Origin of the sequence: Streptomyces sp. NPDC048696 (assembly GCF_043198895.1) — a bacterium.
GTDB lineage: Bacteria > Actinomycetota > Actinomycetes > Streptomycetales > Streptomycetaceae > Streptomyces.
This window is the reverse complement of sequence record NZ_JBICVJ010000034.1, coordinates 1-16,555: the sequence shown is the minus strand read 5'-3', so window position 1 is coordinate 16,555 and position 16,555 is coordinate 1. Positions and strand designations below refer to the sequence as shown.

Below are 16,555 nucleotides of genomic sequence, written 5' to 3'. Positions count from 1 at the left end.
CCGCCCAGTCTGCCAGTCGCGTCTTTCCGGTTTCTTGGCGGAATGAACCCTTCCGGGTCAGGATGCGCGCATGAAGAGCGATCTTTTTGCCACGGACAACGTGGCGCAGCCGGCCACCGCGCCGGGCATGACCCTGCAGAACGCCAAGTCGATCAAGTACGCGGTCGACGGCGAGATGCTGGCGCGCCAGGGAGCGATGATCGCTTACCGGGGGAACCTCCAGTTCGAACGGCGTGGCCAGGGCATCGGCGGCATGCTCAAGCGCGCACTCTCCGGCGAGGGCCTGCCCCTGATGTCGGTCTCGGGCAAGGGCGAGGCGTGGTTCGCGCACGAGGCGCAGAACTGCTTCATCGTCGACATCGAGCAGGGCGACGCCCTGACCGTCAACGGCCGCAACGTGCTCTGCTTCGACGCGTCCCTCTCGTACGAGATCAAGATCATGAAGGGCTCCGGCATAGCCGGTGGCGGCCTCTTCGGCAGCGTCTTCACCGGCTGGGGCCGGCTCGGCCTGGTCTGCGAGGGCAACCCGCTGGTGATCCCCGTGACCGCGCAGCAGCCGGTGTACGTCGACACCGACGCGGTCGTCGGCTGGACCACGAGCCTGACCACCTCGCTGCACCGCTCGCAGTCCATCGGCTCGATGATCCGGGGCGGCTCCGGCGAGGCCGTGCAGCTGATGCTCCAGGGCGAGGGCCATGTCATCGTCCGCCCGAGCGAGGTCGTCCCGAAGAAGGCCGAGCAGCACTGAACGCCGTGCGCTCGCTCGACTCGGTGGGCCGCCGGTACGGCATCGGCGGCCCCTGGGTGCTGCGCGGGGTCGGTCTTGAACTGCTCCCGCGCACCCTGGTTCGCGTCGAGGGCACCAACGGCACCGGCAAGTCGACCCTGTTGCGCCTGCTGGCCGGGATCGACGCGCCCACCGAGGGCCGTGTCCTGGGCCGCCCGCGCACGGCGTACGTGCCCGAACGTTTCCCCGCGGCCCTGCCGTTCACGGCGGCGGGCTACCTCACCCACCTCGGGCGCATCCACGGCCTGTCCCGGCGGACGGCCGCCACGCGCGCGGGGGAGTGGCTGGAGCGGTTCGGCGCGGGTGCCCACGCCCGTACCCCGCTCGCCGAGCTCTCCAAGGGCACCAGCCAGAAGGTCGCCGCCGCCCAGGCGCTGCTCGCCGCGCCCGAACTCCTCGTGCTCGACGAGGCCTGGACCGGCCTGGACACCGCCGCCCGCGCCGAGCTGGACCGCGCGGTGGCCGAGCGCGTCGCGGACGGCGCCGCCGTGGTCTTCGTCGACCACGACCCCCGGCGGCTCGCGGACGCGGTGGACGTGCGGTACACGGTCGAGGGCGGCGGCCTGGTCCGCCGGGCCGCACCCGCCCCGGCGGACGCCCCTGCCGAAGCCCCCGCAGCCGCCCGGCCGACCCGGGCGGGTGGCGATGAGCTCGTACGCATGGGTGAGTTCGTACGTATAGACGTCGTCGGCCCCGTCCCGCCCGACGGGCTGCCCGGCGCGCCCGCGCTGACCCACGGCCCGGACGGCGTCCACACCCTGACCGTCGCGGCCGCCCACTCCGACGCGCTGCTGCGCGCGCTGCTCACCGCCCGGCCACCCTGGCACATCCGAGGAGTGTCGCGCCCATGAGCCCGCTCGTGCGTTACCAGGGCGCCCTGCTGCTGCGCTCGCAGCGCTGGCTCGCGCCGGTCCTGCTGTACGCGGCGTTCGTCGGCGTCGGCATCCAGCCGGGCAACCCGGTCCTCGACTCCCTCGGCTTCGCGGCCGCCGGGCTGCTCCCCGTCGGCGCCTGGCTCGCCCGGGTCTGCGTCAATCAGGAACCGGCCGCCGCCCGTGACTGCGCGGCCGCGGCGGCGGGCCCCGGCCGGGTCCATCTCTCGGCGCTGGTCACGGCGTTGGCGGCGACCGCCGTGCTGGGGGCCGCCGGAACGCTGTACGTGGCGGCGGTGGGCGACCCGGCGAGCGCCGACCACCGGGTAGCGGTGCCGCTCGGGCCCGCCACGGCGGCCGGGCTGCTCGCGGGCGCGGTCTGCGCGCTGCTCGGCGCGGCGGTCGGGGCGCTCGGCACCCGCCCGCTGCTACGCGCGCGTGGCTGGTCGATCTGCCTCACCACGCTCGCCGCGCTGCTCGCCCTGGTGGTCGCGCCCTCGCCCGCCCGGTACGCCGTGGGCGGCCTCGTCACCGGCTCGCGGACCGGCGCCGTGCACTGGGCGGTGGTGCCGCTGCTCGCGGCGGCGGCCGTCACGGCCATGGCCTGGGCGGCCGTCTGCGCGCTCAGCCCTCGGCGCGGGTGACCACGTACAAGTACGTACTCGTACGTACACGACGAAGCCCTCCGCGCCGCCCGCTGAGCGCGGTGCTCAGCCCTCGGCGGCCGAGCCGATCAGCTCCGAGACCTTCACGAACCGGTAGCCGCGCCTGCGCAGCTCCGGCACGATCTGCTGGACCGCCTGGTCGGTGACGGGCGCCGCGCTGCGGGTGCAGTGCATGACCACCAGCGAGCCCGGCTGCACCCCGGTCAGGACCTGCTCGGCCACCGCGTTCGCGTCGTGCGCGAAGGCGTCGCCGCTGACCACGTCCCACTGGACGGCGGTCATCTTCAGCGGGGCCAGCGTCCGCAGCACGTCGTCGTTGTAGCAGCCGCCGGGGAAGCGGAAGTACGGGACGGCGTTGCGCACGCCCGCCTTGCGGAAGGAGGCGGTGGCCTTCTCCACGTCGGCGCGCATCTCGCCCTCGGCGACGACCGGCAGGCCGTAGCAGGGGGACTTGAAGGCGTAGTGGCTGTACGAGTGGTTGGCGACCTCGAAGTTCGGGTCGGCCCCGATGGCGCGTGCCTGGGCCGGGTACTCGTCGGCCCACCGCCCGGTCATGAAGACGGTGGCGGGCACCTTGAGCCGCCGCAGGTCGTCGATGAGCGCGGGGTTGTCGAAGTGCTCGCCCCGCGCCGCGCGCGGCCCCTGATCAGCGGTCATGTCCGCGTCGAAGGTGAGCGCGACGATCTTCTGCCCGCCCTTCGGCGCGCGCTCGAAGACCGGGGTGAGCCCGCCGGGCCCGGGCGCGATCGTGGGCGGCTGCTTACCGGCCTGCGGCCCCGAAGCGGCCGGGGACGAGGAGGAGGCGGTCGACGGTGACGACTTGCCGGCGCCCGGCGCCGGCTTCGCGCCATGGTCGGACGAGGCGGGATCCGAACCGCAGCCCGCGAGCGCGGCACCGAGGACGGCAACCGCCAGCACCTTTCGTACAGAAATGGTCACGAGCGGAAACTAACCGATCAAGAGGTGGGTGACGGTGCGCGCCGCCGCCGGGCCGCGCATGTTTCCAGCCAATGAGTGAACCGGATGGAACCCGTCCGGCCACAGCGGCCGCACAGGCCCCGGGGGGTCGGTGACCGGACATGGGCGGGCCCCGAGGCGCGGTCCGGTGCGGATTTCGTTGTGCGGAACCGTACGGACAGGTTCCCCGCCGGGAAGACGCATATGCCCGCCACCTGGGGGTGAACCGGCTCCTTCCGTCGGACCGTTCGCCACAGCGAAGCGCGGACCGGTGCGGCGGTCCGCCGCCGAGCCGCCCGAATGTGCGGATTCCCTTGCCTGGAAACGCAGTTGGGGTAAGACGCCACGGGCGATGAAGGTCCTGTACACGGCAAACGATTTCTTTGCCGACTGCTTACGGAGTCGGAATCCGGCCTCGGGAGCGGAACTCTTGTGACCGTCGTCGCGCCGTGGTTAGGCTCCCGCTCGTTTCGATTCCTGCACACTTTCTTCGCAACCTGACCAACTGTGGGGTGGCTGTGCGTGAACCAGGGTTATCAGAGTTAACTCTGTTACCAGTGGGGCACTGATGGGCTCCATCCGCGCGGCCGCCGGCAAGTCCGCCGCCCGCGCAAGAACCTCAAGGGCATCAAGAACCTCAAGAACCTCGCGGGATGTGCGCCTGTTCTGGTGGGCGAGCGCCACCGACGCACTCGGAACCCAGGCGTCCGGAGTCGTGCTGCCGCTGCTGCTCCTCGGGCTCGGCTACTCGGCCGCGGTCGTCGGGCTGATCGCGGGCGTGTCCACCGCGGCGGGGCTGCTCCTCGCCCCGCTGGCCGCCGTGCCCGCCGACCGGGGTGCGCGCAAGCCGGTGATGTTCTGGTCCGCCGTGGTGTCCGCGCTGGCCATGGCGGCCGTGACGGTCGCCGTCGCGGCGGGTGGCCCGCCGTTGGTCCTGCTGCTCGGCGTGGTTCTGCTGGAACGTTTCTCCACGGCCGTGTACGAGGCGGCCGCCGCCGGCACGGTGGTCCTGATCGCGCCACCCGACGACAACGCGCGCGTGGTGGCCGGGCTGTCGGCCGGGGACCAGGGCGCGCTGATCCTCGGCCCGGCCCTGGGCGGCGCCCTCTACCAGGCGTCCCGCGCCCTGCCCTTCCTCGCGGACACGGTGTCGTACGCGGTCGCGGCGGTGTGCGTACGGGCACTGCGCTCGGATTTGCGCCCGGCGAAGCCTGAGCCCGCGCCCGTGCTCGACGCGTCCGCTCCTGTGGTTCGCGACGCGTCCGGGCCCGCGTCCACACCCGAGCCCCCACACCCCCGCCGCCGTTCCGCCCTCGTCGCCGAACTCGGTGCCGGGCTCGCGCTCGTGCGTACCTCGCCGTTCCTGCGGCTCGTGCTCCTGTGGACCACCACCGTCAACGGCGTGATCGTCGCGCTGTACTACGGGGCCGTCTTCACTCTCCACGACGGCGGGCACGGCGGCGGCCCGATGGGTCTTGTGCTCGCGCTCTCCGGCGCCGCCGGGCTCGTCGGGTCGCTGGCCGCGCCCCGGATCGCGGGCCGGATCGGCGCCGCCAGGCTCCTCGTCACCGTGACGTGGCTGCTCGTCCCGCTCGCCGCCGGGCTCGCCACCGCCAAGGGGCCCTGGGCGTACGGCGGACTGTTCGGTGTGTTCTGCCTGCTGATGCCGCTGGTCACCGTGGTGCTCCAGTCCCGGGCCATCCAGGAGACCCCGCCGCACCTCCAGGCCCGTACCGGCGCGGTCCTCGGGACCGCCGTCGGCGGGTCGGCCGCGCTGGCGCCCGTGCTCGCCGGGCTGTTCGCGGCCCGCGCCGGGACCGCCGCGCCCGCGGTGGTGTGCGCCGGGGTGCTGACGCTGCTCGCCTGCCGGACGACGTTCGTCCGTATCCCGCCGGGCGGCGTCCCGGGACCGGTCCCGCCGAAGGGGGCGACCGTATGACCGGCCGCTACCAGGTCTACCGGGCCGCCCTGCCCGAAGTGTGCGCGGCCGACCCCGCGCGGATGGTGCTCACCGCCGACGCCCGAGGCCGCTGCGAGGTGTTCACCTGGGACGCCGCCACCCGCCGCTCCCGACAGGTCACCGACCGCCCGCTCGGCACCCTGCACCACGCCATCGACCGCGACGCCCGGGTGTGGTGGTTCGACGAGGACGCCCACGGCGTCGGGCTGTGGCGGTTCCAGCCGTTCGACGGCGGGGCGGACCGGCCGGGCCTGACCGGGGTCGCCCCGGGCCAGGCGCGCGGCCTCGCCGTCAGCGACAACGCGACGGTCGCCATGGGGCTGGGCGACGCCCGCACCACCGCCTTCCACATCGGCCCGCGCGGCGGCACCGCCCGCGAGCTGGCGCGCGTCGACGGACACGCCGGCCTCTCCGGCATCACCCCCGACGGCCGCCTCCTCGCCCTCAGCGGCGCGGCGGACTCGGCGCGGGCGGTGACCGTACTGGCCGACGACGGCACCACGCGCGCGGTGCTGCCCGGGGACGGGCCGCACGGCCGGCTCTGGAGCCTGGGCTTCGCACCCGTCGGCGACCGCGCCGAGCTGCTGCTCGTGCGCGAGACCGACGACCGCTATGTGCTGGCGAGCTGGCGCCCCGGGACCGGTGCCACCTGCGGTGTCGTCACCCACTCCTGGTGCGCCTTCGACACCGAGATCACCGCCCGCTGGCACCCCGACGGCCGCTCGGTCCTGGTCCGCCAGGACCGCCACGGCCGCAGCGCGCTGCACCGCGTGCACCTGGCGGAGCGCACCCGCGAGCCGGTGCCGACCCCGCGCGGGACCCTGCTCGACGCGGCGCCGCGGTCGGGTGACGAGGTCCACTACCTCTGGACCGACACGGCGACCCCGCCTCGCATGGGCTCCACCGCCGACACCCCGCTCCCGCCCACGCACGGCATCGCCGACCGGGTGCCCGGCGAGCACCGGGATCTGTGGACCCCCGGCCCGGACGGCCCGGTGCACTCGCTGCTCAGCCTGCCCGAGGGCCGCCGGGGACCGGTCCCGGCCGTGTTCCTGGTGCACGGCGGCCCCGCCGACCACGACCGGGACGCCTACGACGGCGTGGTGCACTCGCTGGTCGCCTCCGGCTTCGCCGTCGTACGGGTCAACTACCGCGGCTCGACCGGCTACGGGCCGCGCTGGCGGCGGGCGTTCGGCCAGGGCGTCGGCCATACCCAGGTGGAGGACCTGGTCGCGGTGCGTGCGGACCTCGTCGCGCAGGGCATCGTCCGCGCCGACGCGGTCGGGCTGTGGGGCACCTCGTGGGGCGGCTACCTGGTGCTGCTCGCCCTCGGCGTGCGCCCGGGCCTGTGGCAGGCGGGCGTCGCCGTGAAGCCCGTCGCCGACTCCGCGGCCGCCCACCGCACCGGCACCCCGGCCCTGCGCGCCCTGGACGAGCGGCTGTTCGGCGGCACGCCCGACGAGGTGCCCGAGCGGTACGAGCGGAGCTCACCGCTGCGGTACGCGGCGATGGTGCGGGCCCCGCTGCTGGTCGTCGCCGCCACCCGGGACGCCAAGTGCCCGCCCGGCCAGGTGCGTACGTATCTCGCCGCGCTGCGCCACGCGCGCGTGCGGCACGAGTCGATGTGGCTGGACACCGGCCACGACGGCTACCAGGCCGACGACCATGTGGCCGTCCTGCGCCGCGCCGTGGTCTTCCTCGACCGCGAGTTGCGCGGCCCGGCCCGCACCACCCCCCAGACCCCCCGCTCCGACCGGATCGGGGATCCCGGACGTGCCCGCGCCACGGCGCCCGTCGGGACCGGCACCATCCATCACACAGAGAGGAGTTCCGGCCATGCAGAAGGACATCATCCACAATGACCCGCTCGCGGGTGACGAGGAGAACCGCAAGCCGAGCGTCGGCGTGACCATCAAGGTTCCGTTCCGTAACGCCGAGGACGGCGAAGAGGACTGATCCTCGCCGGCCGGCCCGGCGGTTCGCCGCCGGGCCGGCCGGTGCCCCTCCACCAGAGCTTCCGGCCTGGTGATTTCGGCCCCCGGGCCTCTTTTCCGTCATGACTGCGCACTCCCCGAGGAGCCGACATGCGCGTTCTGTTGGTCAATATGCCGTGGTCCCCGATCGACCTTCCCTCGCTCGCCCTGGGCATCCTCAAGCGCAGCGTGGACGAGCGCGTGCCCGGTGCCCGGGCCGAGGTGCTGCACGCCAATCTCGAATTCACCGACTGGATCACCGAACGCACCGCATTCACCGCCGACGACTACGAGTACTACGCGCTCTCCTCCTATTTCATGGGCTGCGGCGACTGGGTGTTCTCCTCCGCCCTCTACGACGACCCCGGCTGGCGCGACGAGGAGTTCGCCGCCGCGATGAAGGGCAAACTGCGCAAGTCCCGGCTGCGTATGTCACAGGAACTGCACCGCCAGGTGCCGGAGTTCGTGGAGCTCATGGCCCGGCGGATCGTCGAGTACGCGCCCGACGTCGTCGGTTTCACCTCCACCTTCCAGCAGAACACCGCGGCGCTCGCCGCCGCCAAGCACGTCAAGCGGCTCGCCCCGCACATCGTGACCGTCATGGGCGGCGCCAACTGCGACGGCGAGCAGGGCGAGGCCGTCCACCGCAACTTCCCGTTTGTCGACCATGTGATCCGGGGCGAGGGCGAGTCCGCCTTCCCGCAGCTGCTGACCGCCCTGGCCGAGGGCGCGGACACGGCCGCGCTGTCCGCCGTGCCCGGCCTGTGCCACCGGGGGGCCGACGGCACGAGCGTGGTCAACCCGATGGCCACCAGCCCGCTGCCGCCCGTCGCGATCCTGCCGCCCGACTACAGCGGCTACTTCGAGCGCCTCGCCGAGTCCGTGGCCCGCAACTGGGTCGAGCCCAAGCTGGTCGTCGAGGGCGCCCGGGGCTGCTGGTGGGGCGAGAAGCACCATTGCACCTTCTGCGGCCTCAACGGCTCGTTCATGCAGTACCGCTCCAAGAGCCCGGAGACGTTCTTCGAAGAGATCATGGAGCTCGCCCGCCGCCACCGGGTGCTGGACATGTACCTCGTCGACAACATCCTCGACATGGGCTACCTCACCACGGTGCTGCCGCGCATCATCGAGAGCGGCTACGACCTGCGGATGCACATCGAGATCAAGGCGAACATGCGCCGAAGCCAGCTCCGTACGCTCGCCGAGGCCGGACTCATCTACGTACAGCCCGGCATCGAAAGCCTCAACAACCGGGTCCTCGACCTGATGGACAAGGGCGTCAGCGGCTGCCAGAACGTCCGGATGCTGCGGGACGGCGCCGAGACCGGACTCTCGGTGGCCTGGAACTATCTGCACGGCTTCCCGGGGGAGACCGCCGAGGACTACGACCCGGTCATCGCCCAGATACCGGCCCTGGAACACCTCAACCCGCCGGTCGACCTCTCCGCGCGCATCGCCATCGAGCGCTTCAGCCCGTACTTCAACCGCCCCGAGCTCGGCTTCGACGGACTGCGTCCCGAGGAGCACTACCGCTTCACCTACGACCTGCCCGAATCCGAGCTCTACGACCTCGCGTACGTCTTCGAGGCCCCGCAGCGCGGCATCGGCGAGCCCACGGTGACCGCGCTCAACGACGCGCTCGACGGCTGGAAGAAGCACCACGCGGACGCCCGGCTCACCCACGCCGACCTCGGCGACCGCATCGTCCTGGTCAGCAGGCGGCGCGGGTTCGACTGGGGCGCGCTGGAGCTGACCGACCCGTTCGAACTGGCCGCCTTCCGCCTCCTGGACCAGCCGCACACCGCCGCCGCCCTCACCCGCAAGGCCGCGGCCAGGGTCAAGGGCGCCGCCCGCGAGGAGAGCGAGGTGCGGCGCCTGCTCGACCACTGGCTCGCGCTCGGCCTGGTCTTCACCGACGGCGGCCAGTACGTCCACATCGCGCCCGCGGCCGTCAACGAGGACCTGCTCCGCCTGGACTTCATGCGCCACGCCCACGCGGCGCTCGACGAGGCCGGAAAGACCGCCCGGCCCGAGCCCGCCCACGTCTGACCGCGACCGTACGAGCCGGAGGATCCGCCCGATGAGCACCGCCCTCACCACGCGCCCCACCGCTGTGACCGTCGCCGCCTGGCGCGACTACGACCCCGAGGCCTGCACCCTGCCCGGGATGTTCCTCGGCGACCTCGAACTGACCGGCCCGGTCGGCGAGGAGAGCGACCGGCTCTGGCAGTCGGGCGCGCGCCGCGTCCGCCTCACGGCGCCGGTGGACCTCGCCGACCTGCGGGCGCCGGGCGCGGCCGAGCACGCCGTACGCGCCCTCAGCCTGGTCCGGGACCTGACCGCCCGGGCCGTCCTGGTCGAGTGGCGACTGCGGCTCGACCCGGCGGCGCCCGACGACACCTGGCGGGTGCTCAGCCATCTCCAGCCGCCGCAGCGCCTGGACGGACCCGCCGACGCGGCCGGGGCCCTGCGCGGCTGGCGCGAGGGCCACTACCTCTGCAAATGCCTGTGGCGCCAGGGCCCGGGCTTCGTCCAGATCCGCGACCGCCGCTGGGGCGACCTGCGCCGCTTCACCGCCGAGGAGCCGGAGTACCGGGAGGTCATCGGGGCACTGGCGTACGGCGCCCGGGCGGACTCGGTACCGGACGCCGTCCTCGCGGACTTCGTGGGGGAGCGGCTGGTCCTGGAGGTCGGCGACCTCGCGTGGTGGCTGCCGTACCGGGTGAACCGCTGGATCCAGGAGGCGATGGCAATCTGATAGAGCGTCAGGACCGTCGCCCGTCAGTCATCCGTCAGTCGCCGCCGGCACTCGGCCACGTCGAAGTCGCCCGCCGGATACTTCGGGTCGAGGTCGCGCAGATGCTCCAGGAGCAGCCTGCTGATCGCCCAGTTCCGGTACCACTTGCGGTCGGAGGGGACCAGATACCAGGGGGCCACGTCCGTCGAGCAGCGTTCGAGCGCGATCTCGTACGCCCTCTGATAGGCGGGCCACAGCGCACGCTCGTCGATGTCGCCCGGGTCGAACTTCCAGTGCTTCTCGGGGTTGTCGAGCCGCGCAAGGAGCCGACGGCGCTGCTGCTCGTAACCGATGTGCAGAAAGACCTTGATCACGCTCACCCCGTCGTCCGCGAGCGAGTCCTCGAACCGGCGGATCTGCCCGTAGCGGCGGCCCAGCCGCCGGTGCGGGACGAGCTCGCGGACGCGCGCGATCAGGACGTCCTCGTAGTGTGAGCGGTCGAAGATGCCGATCTCGCCCGGCTGCGGCAGCGCCCGCATGATCCGCCACAGGAACGGATGGTTCAGCTCTTCCCGGGTGGGCGCCTTGAACGACCTGATCCGGCAGCCGGACGGGTTGAACAGGCCGATGACGTGCTTGACCGTGCCGCCCTTGCCGCTGGTGTCCATGCCCTGGAGGACCAGCAGGACCCGGCGCCGGTCGCCCGCCGTGCTCGCCGCGAACAGCCGCTCCTGGAGCTCGGCCAGCTCCCCGCCCATCGCGGCGGTCGCCGCCAGACCCGCGGCCTTGCCGTCGGGCCCGCCCGTCGTGGCGTCGGCCGGATACCCGGTCAGGTCGACCGGCTTGCCCACCGGGAGGCGCAGCAGAGCGCGGAGGTCCTGCCGCTCGGGCTTCTTCTTGCCCTTCTTGGCCACTGCGCACCCCTTCGGTCGGTTCCCTCGATCGTGCGACGGAACGGAACGCGGCGCGAGCGCTGACGGGCGCGGGGTGCGCCCCCCTCGCGCGCAGTTGGCCGCAGTGCCACTGCGGCCAGGAGGCGGACAGGAACACGTGACCCGCATGACCGGATCACCCCAAGGGTGACCCATGAATCATGCGGGTCGTGTCGCTCAGACGGCCTCGGCCGCGGCTCAGGCCAGCTCGGCCGAGAGCGTGATCGTCGTGCCCGTCAGCGCCTGGCTGACCGGGCAGTTCTTCTTGGCGTCCTCGGCGGCGGCCTTAAAGCCCTGCTCGTCCAGGCCCGGCACCTCGCCGCGCACGGTGAGGTGGACACCGGTGATGCCCTCGCCCGGCTGGAACGTCACGTCCGCCTTGGTCTCCAGACGGGTGGGCGGGTTGCCCGCGCCGGTCAGAGCGTGCGAGAGGGCCATCGAGAAGCAACTGGAGTGGGCCGCCCCGATCAGCTCCTCCGGGCTGGTCTTGCCGTTGGCCTGCTCGGCGCGGGACGCCCAGCTGACCGGCTGCGAACCGATGCCGGACGAGTCGAAGGTGACGGTGCCCGAGCCCTTGATGAGCTCGCCTTCCCAGACCGTGTGCGCCGTACGCGTGGTGGCCATGATGTTTCCCTTCTGGTGGCTAAGGGGGATTTCGGCCCCCTGTGCGCCAAACCTACTGCCCCACAAGCCCCTTCGCGTCGCGCGCGAGGGCGGTGAGGCGGGAGATGGCCCGGAAGTACTTCTTGCGGTAGCCGCCGTTCAGCATCTCGTCACTGAACAGCTTGTCGAAGGGGACGCCGGAGGCCAGCACCGGCACCTCGCGGTCGTACAGGCGGTCGGCGAGCACCACAAGCCGCAGCGCCGTCGACTGGTCCGGAACCGGCTGCACATCGGTGAGGCATACCGCCTTCACCCCGTCGGTCATCGCCCCGTAACGGCTGGGGTGGACCCGCGAGAGATGGTCGAGCAGTCCGGGGAAGTCGTCGAGCGCCGCGCCCTCGGTCGCGTACGCGGTCTTGGCGACCTGTTCGTCGGAGTACGGCGGCGGGGCCTCGGGCAGCCCCCGGTGGCGGTAGTCCTCGCCGTCGATCCGCAGCGGCCGGAAGTGCGCGGACAGGCCCTGGATCTCCCGCAGGAAGTCGACGGCCGCGAACCGGCCCTCGCCGAGCTTGCCGGGCAGCGTGTTGGAGGTCGCGGCCAGCGCCACCCCCTCCTCGACCAGCTTCGCGAGCAGCGAGGAGACAAGGACGGTGTCGCCCGGGTCGTCGAGCTCGAACTCGTCGATGCAGAGCAGCCGGTGCCCGCTCAGGGTGCGCACGGTCTGCTGGAACCCGAGCGCGCCGACCAGATTGGTCAGCTCCACGAAGGTGCCGAAGGCCTTGAGCGCGGGCTCGGCCGGAGTGGCGTGCCACAGCGAGGCCAGCAGGTGCGTCTTGCCGACGCCGTAGCCGCCGTCGAGATAGACCCCGCGCGGCGCGGCGGGCGCGGCTGGTTTGCGGCCGAACCACTTGCGGCGCCCGCTCCCGGTGGCGTGCGCCCCGCCCAGACCCGCCGCGAAGGAGCTGAGGACGGTGACGGCCTCGCGCTGACTCGGCTGGTTCGGGTCCGGTACGTACGTCTCGAAGCGGACCGAGTCGAACCGCGGCGGCGGCACCATCTCGGCGACCAGACGGTCGGCGGGGACATGGGGCTCACGGGCGCAGAGCGACAGCGGGGCCGCTTCGGTTATCGGGCTGGTCGACACAGTTCCCCACTGTAAGCGCCGTGTAAGACTGCACGGATGCGACGCCTGTTCCCTGTGACCGACCAGACACCGTCCGAGCCGGAGGGCGAGTGGTCGTTCGACGCGCTGGCCGAGGCCTACGCGTACCCCAAGACGGACGGCCCCTGGCTGCGGGCCAACATGGTCTCCTCGCTCGACGGCGCGGGCCAGCACGAGGGCCGCTCCCAGCCGCTGTCCTCCGACACCGACATGCGTGTCTTCGGCACGCTGCGGGCGCTGGCCGATGTGGTCGTGGTCGGCGCGGAAACGGTACGGCAGGAGGGTTACCGCCCGGCCAGGGCGCGGGAGGCCTTCGCCGCCCGGCGCGAGGCGGCGGGCCAGGGACCGGCCCCGGTCATCGCGGTGGTCACGGCCGCCCTCGACCTGGACTTCGGCCTCCCCCTCTTCACCTCGCCGCTCGTCCCCACCCTCATCCTGACGGGGGCCGCCGCGCCGCCGGACCGGGTGCGCGAAGCCGAGCGCGCGGGCGCGGTCGTGGTGGTCGCGGGCGACGGGCCCGGCGTGGAGCCCGCCCGGGCCGTCGAGGCGCTGGCGGGCCGCGGTCTGCCGCGCATGCTGACGGAGGGCGGGCCCCGCCTGCTGGGCCAGTTCGTGGCCGCGGGAGTCCTCGACGAGCTCTGTCTGACGGTGGCCCCGCTGCTGACGGCGGGCACCGCCCAGCGCATCGCGGGCGGGCCCCCGGTGAGCGTCCCGGAACGCTTCCGTCTGGAGTCCCTTCTGGAAGAGGCCGGGTTCCTCTACACGCGTTACCGTCGGATCTGACAATCAGCGGAATTTGCCGTTCCGGTTAGCTTCCGGCGGGCACACTTACTCACGCAGACCCCGTGCGGGCACGGGGAAGGATGGTTTCCGCAGGGGCCGGGCCGCCGCCGAAGGCGATTCGAGGCGGCACCGGCCACGGAGAGAAGAGAAGGGCGTTTGTCGTGTTCACAAGCGTTTTGATGATCGAGAAGCCCCTGACCTCCGTCGACGTGGAATTCGTCACCACCCTGCACGGCGACGAGCCGGTCTCCTTCGTCGTCCTGATGCAGCCCAGGGGCGACCAGGACCGCCTGCTGCGCGCCATCGACGACGTCGCGCTCGGCGAGCTCGACGAAGCCGTCCACGAGGCCGACGAACCCGAGGGCAGCGACGCGCGCCGGCCCGCCGAGCTGGGCCTGCAGTACTCGCTCCAGGTCCTGCGCGACCAGGGCTGCCAGGCCGTCGGCCAGATCGTCGAGGACCACCCCTTGGACCTGCTGAAGTCGGTCGTGGACGAGGTGGGCGCCGACGAGGTGATCGTGCTGACCGCGCCGCACTACGTGGAGGAGTTCTTCCACCGGGACTGGGCCTCCCGCGCCCGTCACAAGGTCGGCGTACCGGTCCTGAAGCTGTTCGCGCACGGCGAGGAGGCGCACAGCGAGCAGTGAGGGGGCGCTCCGGCGCTCGCGGCTCGACGGTGGGGCACCGGCGGGCGTGCGGGCGATGCCCCGGGGGAGCGGCCCGAGGGCGGGCCACCGCGCGCGTGGAGCCCGGGAGCGAGCCACCGCGCGCAGGGTGCGCCACCGCACCACGAGCCGTCCCGGACCGCGACAGGCCGGACACCGCATAGGCTGATGCCCATCTCTGTACGTCGCACCCCCGGGAGACACACGCAATGGCACCCGCGATTCCCACCGCCATGGAACGGCCGCACTTCATCGGCATCGGCGGTGCCGGAATGTCGGGGATCGCGAAGATCCTCGCCCAGCGCGGTGCCAAGGTCGCGGGCAGCGACGCCAAGGAGTCCGGCACGGCCGAGGCGCTGCGGGCGCTTGGCGCGACCGTCCACATCGGGCACGCCGCCGATCACCTCGCCGCCGACGCCAGCTGCGTCGTCGTCTCCAGCGCCATCCGCGCCGACAACCCGGAGCTCGCCCGCGCCGCCGAGCTCTCCATCCCGGTCGTCCACCGCTCCGACGCGCTCGCGTCGCTCATGGGCGGCCTGCGCGCCATCGCCGTCGCCGGCACCCACGGCAAGACGACCACCACCTCGATGCTGGCCGTCGCCCTCACCGAGCTGGGCCTCGACCCCTCGTACGCGATCGGCGGCGACCTCGCCGGACCCGGCACCAATGCCCGCCACGGCGAGGGCGACATCTTCGTCGCCGAGGCGGACGAGAGCGACCGCAGCTTCCAGAAGTACGACCCCGAGGTCGCCATCGTCCTCAACGTCGAGCTCGACCACCACGCCAACTACGCCTCGATGGACGAGATCTACGACTCCTTCGAGACCTTCGTGGGCAAGATCGTCCCCGGCGGAACGCTCGTCGTCGCCGCCGACCAGCCCGGCGCGGCCGAGCTGACCCGCCGGGTGCGCGACCTGTCGTCGCTGAAGGTCGTGACGTACGGAGCGGACCCCGAGGCGGACGTACGCGTCCACAAGGTCACCCCGCGCGGCCTGACCAGCGAGGTCACCGTGCTGCTCGGCGGCAAGTTCCTCACCTTCACGGTCTCCGTCCCGGGCCGCCACTACGCCCACAACGCGGTGGCCGCGCTCGCCGCGGGTGTCGCCCTCGGCATCCCGGCGCACAACCTGGCCTCGGCCCTGGGCAAGTACACCGGCGTCAAGCGCCGCCTCCAGCTCAAGGGCGAGGCGGCCGGCGTGCAGGTCATCGACTCCTACGCGCACCACCCGACCGAGATGACCGCCGACCTGGAGGCGATGCGCTCCGCCGCCACGGACTCGCGCCTGCTCGTGGTCTTCCAGCCGCACCTCTTCTCCCGCACGCAGGAGCTGGGCGCGGAGATGGGCCGGGCGCTCGCCCTGGCGGACGCCTCCGTCGTCCTCGACATCTACCCCGCGCGCGAGGATCCGATCCCGGGCGTCACCAGCACGCTGATCATCGACGCGGCCCGCACGGCCGGCGCCGACGTCACGGCCGTCCACGACAAGACGACCGTGCCGGACGTCATCGCGGGAATGGCCAGGCCGGGTGACCTCGTTCTCACCATGGGCGCGGGCGACGTGACGGACCTGGGCCCCCAGATCCTGGCCCGCCTGTCCAACTGAGGGAGTTCCTGCCATGTCGTACGAGGTCGAGAAGCCGGACGAGCAGTGGCGCGCGGAGCTGAGCCCGGCGGAGTACGCCGTGCTGCGGAAGGCCGGCACGGAGCCCGCCTTCGTCGGCGAGTACACGGACACCAAGACGAAGGGCGTCTATTCCTGCCGGGCCTGCGGCGCCGAGCTCTTCACATCGGAGACCAAGTTCGAGTCGCACTGCGGCTGGCCGTCGTTCTTCGACCCGAAGGACACGGACGCGGTCGAGCTCATCTCGGACCACTCGCACGGCATGGTCCGCACCGAGGTGCGCTGCGCCCGCTGCGGCTCGCACCTGGGCCATGTCTTCGAGGGCGAGGGCTACCCGACCCCGACGGACCAGCGGTACTGCATCAACTCCATCTCGCTGCGGCTGGAGCCGACGCCGGAGCCGGGACCGGGCGAGGCCTGAGCCGGTCGGCCCGGCGCCAGCCGGGCCCGGCCGGTGTCGGGTTGACGTGAGTCCAACGGGCGCGTAATGTTCTCCGAGTTGTCGCGGAGCCGGAACGGTTCTGCGACAGCCATCCGCCGCAGACTTGCGGCAACCCAACTCAGCACGACCTCCCGACCGGGATGAATTTCGGCATGCCGAATTACATTTCGAATGGAGTGGGAGTGCACTGATGGACCGAACGACTCGCTCGATTAGGAGTCACCCGGGAAATCGGCTAGAGTCTGGGACGTCGGAACGGCCCAACAGCCGGAAAGACAAAACGACTTGAGCCTGGGAGACCGGGAATCGGACACGAAAGAGTCTGATAGAGTCGGAAACGAAGGAAGCGCCCGGAGGGCCCGGAAACGGGAACAAAGGAAGCGTCCGTACCTTGA

15 protein-coding genes are annotated in these 16,555 nt (G+C 72.4%); 11 read left to right on the top strand and 4 right to left on the bottom strand.

The genetic code is table 11. The features are described 5' to 3' along the window. Positions 1–70 precede the first annotated feature (70 nt). Genes ACGFRG_RS36065 through ACGFRG_RS36055 form a run of 3 tightly spaced genes read left to right on the top strand, consistent with a single transcriptional unit; the run spans position 71 to position 2,303 of the window. Positions 71–748 (top strand): AIM24 family protein, encoded by a 678-nt coding sequence (locus ACGFRG_RS36065; protein WP_361432686.1) that lies wholly within the window; start codon positions 71–73, stop codon positions 746–748. A 5-nt stretch (positions 749–753) separates the two neighbouring features. Continuing rightward, positions 754–1,638 (top strand): ATP-binding cassette domain-containing protein, encoded by an 885-nt coding sequence (locus ACGFRG_RS36060; protein ID WP_393270943.1) that lies wholly within the window; start codon positions 754–756, stop codon positions 1,636–1,638. After that, entirely contained in the window at positions 1,635–2,303 is a 669-nt protein-coding gene (locus ACGFRG_RS36055) for an ABC transporter (RefSeq protein WP_393270941.1), read from the top strand. The genes ACGFRG_RS36060 and ACGFRG_RS36055 overlap by 4 nt, the downstream gene beginning before the upstream one ends. 66 nt (positions 2,304–2,369) lie before the next feature. Here the strand turns inward: ACGFRG_RS36055 and ACGFRG_RS36050 are convergent, their stop codons facing one another. Further along, entirely contained in the window at positions 2,370–3,263 is an 894-nt protein-coding gene (locus ACGFRG_RS36050; protein WP_361432678.1) for a polysaccharide deacetylase family protein, read from the bottom strand. 673 nt (positions 3,264–3,936) lie between these two features. Here ACGFRG_RS36050 and ACGFRG_RS36045 point away from each other — a divergent pair. The 4 genes from ACGFRG_RS36045 to ACGFRG_RS36030 all read left to right on the top strand — a co-directional run bounded on the left by ACGFRG_RS36045 (position 3,937) and on the right by ACGFRG_RS36030 (position 9,972). Beyond that, a complete protein-coding gene (locus ACGFRG_RS36045; RefSeq protein WP_393270938.1) occupies positions 3,937–5,220 on the top strand; it encodes an MFS transporter in 1,284 nt (427 codons plus the stop codon). Next, positions 5,217–7,103: an alpha/beta fold hydrolase gene (locus tag ACGFRG_RS36040; RefSeq protein WP_393270935.1), complete on the top strand. Its 1,887-nt coding sequence runs from the start codon at positions 5,217–5,219 to the stop codon at positions 7,101–7,103. Before ACGFRG_RS36045 ends, ACGFRG_RS36040 begins: the two co-directional genes overlap by 4 nt. A 222-nt stretch (positions 7,104–7,325) precedes the next feature. After that, on the top strand, positions 7,326–9,263 hold the full coding sequence (locus ACGFRG_RS36035) for a RiPP maturation radical SAM C-methyltransferase (RefSeq protein ID WP_393270932.1): 1,938 nt from the start codon (positions 7,326–7,328) through the stop codon (positions 9,261–9,263). 31 nt (positions 9,264–9,294) lie between these two features. Continuing rightward, positions 9,295–9,972, top strand: coding sequence for a DUF5825 family protein (locus tag ACGFRG_RS36030; RefSeq protein ID WP_393270930.1), 678 nt, complete (start codon positions 9,295–9,297; stop codon positions 9,970–9,972). A gap of 23 nt (positions 9,973–9,995) precedes the next feature. On the opposite strand, the gene ACGFRG_RS36025 is transcribed toward ACGFRG_RS36030, so the two are convergent. The 3 genes from ACGFRG_RS36025 to zapE all read right to left on the bottom strand — a co-directional run bounded on the left by ACGFRG_RS36025 (position 9,996) and on the right by zapE (position 12,630). Then, positions 9,996–10,865, bottom strand: a complete 870-nt coding sequence (locus tag ACGFRG_RS36025; protein WP_393270927.1) for a PPK2 family polyphosphate kinase — start codon at positions 10,863–10,865, stop codon at positions 9,996–9,998. 216 nt (positions 10,866–11,081) lie between these two features. Continuing rightward, positions 11,082–11,507 carry an OsmC family protein gene (locus ACGFRG_RS36020; protein WP_393270924.1) on the bottom strand — a complete coding sequence of 142 codons (426 nt, stop codon included), beginning with the start codon at positions 11,505–11,507 and terminating at the stop codon, positions 11,082–11,084. A gap of 52 nt (positions 11,508–11,559) precedes the next feature. After that, positions 11,560–12,630 (bottom strand): cell division protein ZapE, encoded by a 1,071-nt coding sequence (gene zapE / locus ACGFRG_RS36015; protein WP_361432660.1) that lies wholly within the window; start codon positions 12,628–12,630, stop codon positions 11,560–11,562. 36 nt (positions 12,631–12,666) lie between these two features. Here zapE and ACGFRG_RS36010 point away from each other — a divergent pair, with 36 nt between their 5' ends. From ACGFRG_RS36010 to msrB, 4 genes are all read left to right on the top strand, one after another. Continuing rightward, positions 12,667–13,431 (top strand): pyrimidine reductase family protein, encoded by a 765-nt coding sequence (locus tag ACGFRG_RS36010; RefSeq protein WP_393270922.1) that lies wholly within the window; start codon positions 12,667–12,669, stop codon positions 13,429–13,431. A 161-nt stretch (positions 13,432–13,592) separates the two neighbouring features. Then, a complete protein-coding gene (locus ACGFRG_RS36005; RefSeq protein WP_361432655.1) occupies positions 13,593–14,078 on the top strand; it encodes an indole-3-glycerol phosphate synthase in 486 nt (161 codons plus the stop codon). Between the two features lie 227 nt (positions 14,079–14,305). Further along, the gene (gene murC, locus ACGFRG_RS36000; protein WP_393270919.1) at positions 14,306–15,700 is read left to right on the top strand and encodes a UDP-N-acetylmuramate--L-alanine ligase; all 1,395 of its coding nucleotides are present in this window, start codon (positions 14,306–14,308) and stop codon (positions 15,698–15,700) included. A gap of 13 nt (positions 15,701–15,713) precedes the next feature. Beyond that, positions 15,714–16,139: a peptide-methionine (R)-S-oxide reductase MsrB gene (msrB, locus tag ACGFRG_RS35995; protein WP_393270916.1), complete on the top strand. Its 426-nt coding sequence runs from the start codon at positions 15,714–15,716 to the stop codon at positions 16,137–16,139. Positions 16,140–16,555 lie beyond the last annotated feature (416 nt).